Annotated in this window: 5 protein-coding genes; all 5 read left to right on the forward strand. The window is 71.5% G+C overall.

All coding sequences use genetic code 11. The annotated features are described in order from the left end of the window. Window positions 1-59 precede the first annotated feature (59 nt). Window positions 60-449 carry a GntR family transcriptional regulator gene (locus ACFRCR_RS17295; protein ID WP_191796341.1) on the forward strand — a complete coding sequence of 130 codons (390 nt, stop codon included), beginning with the start codon at window positions 60-62 and terminating at the stop codon, window positions 447-449. Next, window positions 446-1,351: an ATP-binding cassette domain-containing protein gene (locus ACFRCR_RS17300; RefSeq protein WP_377679254.1), complete on the forward strand. Its 906-nt coding sequence runs from the start codon at window positions 446-448 to the stop codon at window positions 1,349-1,351. The genes ACFRCR_RS17295 and ACFRCR_RS17300 overlap by 4 nt, the downstream gene beginning before the upstream one ends. Continuing rightward, window positions 1,348-2,145 carry a hypothetical protein gene (locus ACFRCR_RS17305; protein WP_377679255.1) on the forward strand — a complete coding sequence of 266 codons (798 nt, stop codon included), beginning with the start codon at window positions 1,348-1,350 and terminating at the stop codon, window positions 2,143-2,145. Before ACFRCR_RS17300 ends, ACFRCR_RS17305 begins: the two co-directional genes overlap by 4 nt. A gap of 190 nt (window positions 2,146-2,335) precedes the next feature. Then, the gene (locus ACFRCR_RS17310) at window positions 2,336-3,400 is read left to right on the forward strand and encodes an ABC transporter ATP-binding protein (protein WP_377679257.1); all 1,065 of its coding nucleotides are present in this window, start codon (window positions 2,336-2,338) and stop codon (window positions 3,398-3,400) included. Further along, entirely contained in the window at window positions 3,397-4,236 is an 840-nt protein-coding gene (locus ACFRCR_RS17315; RefSeq protein ID WP_377679259.1) for an ABC transporter permease, read from the forward strand. The genes ACFRCR_RS17310 and ACFRCR_RS17315 overlap by 4 nt, the downstream gene beginning before the upstream one ends. Window positions 4,237-4,311: the final 75 nt, after the last annotated feature.

A 4,311-nucleotide genomic window follows, 5' to 3' on the forward strand; every position in this document is an offset into this window, starting at 1 on the left:
GTGGTTCATTACTCATGTAATGAACCACAGAACGTGCGATCGACGAGAGGATGGGCCCCATGTTCGACGGACCTGAACCCATCTACCTGCAGATCGCCCAGCAGATCCGCGCCCAGATCCTGAGCGGCGACCTCGCCGAGGAGGAGCAGGTCATGTCCACGACCCAGTACGCGACGACGTTCCGCATCAACCCCGCGACGGCCGCCAAGGCCTTCGCCGGGCTGGTCGACGAGGGCGTCCTCTACAAGCGCCGTGGCGTCGGCATGTTCGTCGCGACCGGAGCCCGCGAGAAGCTGCTCGCCGAGCACCGCGACCGCTACTTCGCCGAGGTCCTGCGCCCCGCGCTGGTGCAGGCCGACCTGCTGGGCATCACGCCCGCCGAGATCGTGGACCACGTCCTCGGCCGCGGACCCCAGGGCCGCCCCACCCCGACGGGAGAGACCTCATGACCGCCCCCGCCCGCCCCGAGCCGTTCGGCGTCGAGCTCCAGGACGTGACCCTGAGCTTCGGCAAGGACGAGAAGCACCCTGCGCTCGACGGCCTGAGCCTCCAGGTGCGCCCGGGCACCATCACGGGCCTGCTCGGCCGCAACGGCGCGGGCAAGACCACCGCCCTCTCGCTGATCGCCGCCATGCGTCGGCCTGACGCCGGTACGGTCCTGGTCGACGGCGAGGACCCGTTCGAGAACGCCTGGACCATGGCCGGCACGCAGCTCGTCCGCGAGAGCGGCGACACGATCGCCGCGACCAAGGTCGCCGACAGCCTGGGCTACTACGCCGAGCTGCGCGAGCACTGGGACGCGGACCTCGCGGCCGGGCTGGTCGACCTGTTCGAGATCGACCTGCGCAAGGCTCCCGAGAGCCTCTCGCGCGGCAAGCGCTCGGCGCTCGGCGCGGTCATCGGGCTCGCCTCGCGGGCGCCGCTGACGATCTTCGACGAGGTCTACCTCGGGATGGACGCGCCCAGCCGGTACGCGTTCTACGACGCGCTCGTCGAGGACTACACCGAGCACCCCCGCACGATCATCCTGTCGAGCCACCTGATCGACGAGGTCGAGCGGATCTTCGAGGACGTCGTGATCGTGGACAAGGGGCGGGTGCTCCTCGCGGAGAGCGTCGAGTCGGTCCGCGCCAGGGGAGTGAGCCTCACGGGGACCGCTGCCGTGGTCGAGCAGTTCGTCGACGGCCGCCGCGTGCTGGCCCGTCAACGCCTGGGCAGCACGGCCCAGGTCACGCTCTTCGGCACGCTCGACGACGCCGAGCGCACCGCGGCGACCGAGGCGGGCCTCGAGCTCGGCGCGGTGCCGTTGCAGGACCTGTTCGTGCACCTGACCCGAGAGGAGCGGTCATGACCGAGAACCTGGCGGGCCCCACGGCCCTCACCGACCGCGAGGTGCAGCGTGCCACGGCGCGTCGCGCGGCCGAGAGGCGGTCGCTGCGCACCTCGGCGTGGTCGATGTGCGCCGGGACGTGGCAGATCGGCGTGTGGTTCTGGGCGATCGTGCTGATCATCGCGGGCATCATCGGCTACGTCGAGGTGCGCACCGACATCCTCGACGGGAGCGTGATCGACGGCGTCGTGAGCGGGTCGGCGAAGTTCTTCCTGTTCGTCATGGGCATCATCACGCCCCTCGCCATGATCGCGGTGCACGTCGCGGCGGGAGGCACCCGACGGTCGTTCATCCGTTCGGCCTGGTTCACGGCGGTGTTCCTCGGGCTCACGTTCGCGGTCGTCGCGGCGGTGCTCGGCTACGTGGAGTGGCTCGTCTTCCGGGCACAGGGCTGGTCGCCCGAGCTCGACCGGGCCCAGCTCTACGCCGACGGCGGCCAGGTCGGCACCGCGTTCCTCGTGCAGCTCTTCTTCTGCAGCGTGTACTGGCTCGCGGGCGCGGCGGTCGGCATGGGGTACTACGGCTCCGGCGTGTGGCGCGGGACGTTCGCCATCCCGCTGTTCCTGCTCCCCATGGTCGTCGTCGAGCTCGCGTTCCAGAGCGGCTACTTCGGCAGGCCGTTCGCGCAGGCCGTCGGCCTGGCGGACGCCCAGGTGCTCACCGCGGTGGTGGGCGGTCTTCTGGGCCTCGCCGCAGCGGCGTTCGCGTTCCACCTGGTCACGAGGTCGGTGGCCATCGCTCCCGTCACGACCTGACGGCCGTCTGATGGCCGCCTGTCGGCCGCCTGACGGCCTTCTGCCGACCCTGGCGTCCCCGACGCCTTAGCGCGCCGCGTCCCGGAACCGGGACCGGCGCACCCACCACAGCGTTCATCCCGTCCGACGGACGGCTCCCGGTCCACCGGTGCGCCGCCCGGCGGGCGAACACACCCTCAGGGAGGTCGTCATGACCACCGCACATCCTGTCCCGTCCGTCCCGCCCTCGCCGTCGCTCGCGGCACGCACCGTGCCCGACGGCGCCGCACCGGCCATCGAGGTCGTCGCCCTGCGCAAGGCGTACGGGAGCACCGTCGCCGTGCGCGACGTGAGCTTCGCCGTCGGGCCGGGGGAGATCTTCGGCATCCTCGGCCCCAACGGGGCCGGCAAGACGACCACGGTCGAGTGTCTCGCCGGGCTCCGGCAGGCCGACGCCGGGACCGTCCGGATCCTCGGCCTCGACCCGCAGTCGGACCCTGCCTCGGTGCGCGAGCTCCTGGGCGTCCAGCTCCAGGAGGCCGAGCTCAACGAGCGCATGACCGTGGCCGAGGCGCTGCGGCTCTACGCCTCGTTCTACGAGGACCCGGCCGACACGGCCGAGCTCATGGACCTGCTGGACCTCGCCCCGCACCGCGACCAGCAGTTCGCGAAGCTCTCGGGCGGGCAGAAGCAGCGGCTCTCGATCGCGCTCGCGCTCGTCGGGAACCCGCAGGTCGCGATCCTCGACGAGCTGACCACGGGTCTCGACCCGCAGGCCCGCCGGGCGACGTGGGAGCTGGTCGAACGTGTGCGGGAGCGGGGCGTGACGATCCTGCTCGTGACGCACTTCATGGACGAGGCCGAGCGCCTGTGCGACCGCCTCGTCATCATCGACCAGGGTGTCGTCGTCGCGGCCGGGTCCCCGGCGGAGCTCATCGAGTCGGTCGACTCCGCACGCGTGCTGCGGCTGCGGGTCGAGCCTCACGAGGAGCCCGTCGTGCTCGAGGTCCTCGGCGGCCTCGCGGACGTCGGGGCGGTGGCGCGAGCGGGCCGCGAGATCGAGGTGACCGGGACCCGGCGGGTGCTGCCCGCCGTCGTGCTGGCCCTCGCAGAACGCGACGTCGTGCCCGACGTCCGGACCATGACCAGATCGCTCGAGGACGTGTTCGTTCACGTCACGGGCAGGACGTACGACCACACGGGGGCGACGGGCCCCGCCGCGACCGACGACCGGTCCGACGACGACCGGTCCGACACCGAAGGAGCAGCGCGATGACCACGCAGACGGCACGGACGACGACCCAGGGCGAGTGGCGGGCGGGCGGCCCCCGACGCCGCAGGATCGCGGGCACAGGTTGGCACGGCCTGCGGACGCTGACCCTCACCGAGGCCCGACTGCTGCTCCGCGACCCGGGGACGGTCTTCTTCGCGCTCCTCTTCCCGACGGTCCTGCTCGTGGGTGTGGGCTTCGCGTTCCCTGGCATGCGGGACGTCATCACCGACGCGCCGCCGCCCTGGGAGGGGCTGACCGCGGTCGCGGTCTACGTCCCTGTGGCGCTCGCGACCGCTGTCGCGACGGTCGCGCTCACGACCTTGCCCGTCTACTTCGCGACGTTCCGGGAGAAGGGCGTGCTGCGCCGGCTCTCGACGACCCCCATGAAGCCGCAGGGGCTCATCGGGGCACACCTGTTCATCAACCTCGTGACGGTCTGCGTCGCCGCGTTGCTCGCGGTGGTCGTGGGGAGCCAGGTGTTCGACCTCGCGGGCCCCGCGAACCTCACGATCGTCCTGGTGAGCTTCCTGCTGGGGATCCTGTCGATGTTCTCGATCGGGATGCTCATCGCGTCGCGCGCCGGGAAGGCGAGCACCGCGTCGGCGATCGGGATGACGCTGTACTTCCCGATGCTGTTCCTCGCGGGCATGTGGACGCCCGGGCCGGTCATGCCCGAGGTCGTGCGGACCATCGCCGGGTACACGCCGCTCGGCGCGGCGACCCAGGCCATGACGACGGGCTGGTTCGGGACCGGCGTCCCGGTGTCACAGCTCGTGGTGATGGCGGTGTGGACCGTGGTGCTGCTGCCGCTCGCGGCGAGGCTGTTCCGCTGGTCGTGACGCGGGGGCTGGTGCGTCGAGCCGCGTGTCGAGGTAGACCCGTGTGCGCGAGGTAGACCCCTCGGCGGTCTACCT

It is taken from the genome of Oerskovia sp. NPDC056781 (assembly GCF_042789955.1).
GTDB classification, from domain to species: Bacteria; Actinomycetota; Actinomycetes; order Actinomycetales; family Cellulomonadaceae; genus Oerskovia; species Oerskovia rustica.

What these genes read in the sequence shown, in the direction of transcription:
- ACFRCR_RS17300 (WP_377679254.1), top strand. Translation starts at nt 446, where the DNA reads ATGACCGCCCCCGCCCGCCCCGAGCCGTTCGGCGTCGAGCTCCAGGAC.
- ACFRCR_RS17295 (WP_191796341.1), top strand. Translation starts at nt 60, where the DNA reads ATGTTCGACGGACCTGAACCCATCTACCTGCAGATCGCCCAGCAGATC.
- ACFRCR_RS17315 (WP_377679259.1), top strand. Translation starts at nt 3,397, where the DNA reads ATGACCACGCAGACGGCACGGACGACGACCCAGGGCGAGTGGCGGGCG.
- ACFRCR_RS17305 (WP_377679255.1), top strand. Translation starts at nt 1,348, where the DNA reads ATGACCGAGAACCTGGCGGGCCCCACGGCCCTCACCGACCGCGAGGTG.
- ACFRCR_RS17310 (WP_377679257.1), top strand. Translation starts at nt 2,336, where the DNA reads ATGACCACCGCACATCCTGTCCCGTCCGTCCCGCCCTCGCCGTCGCTC.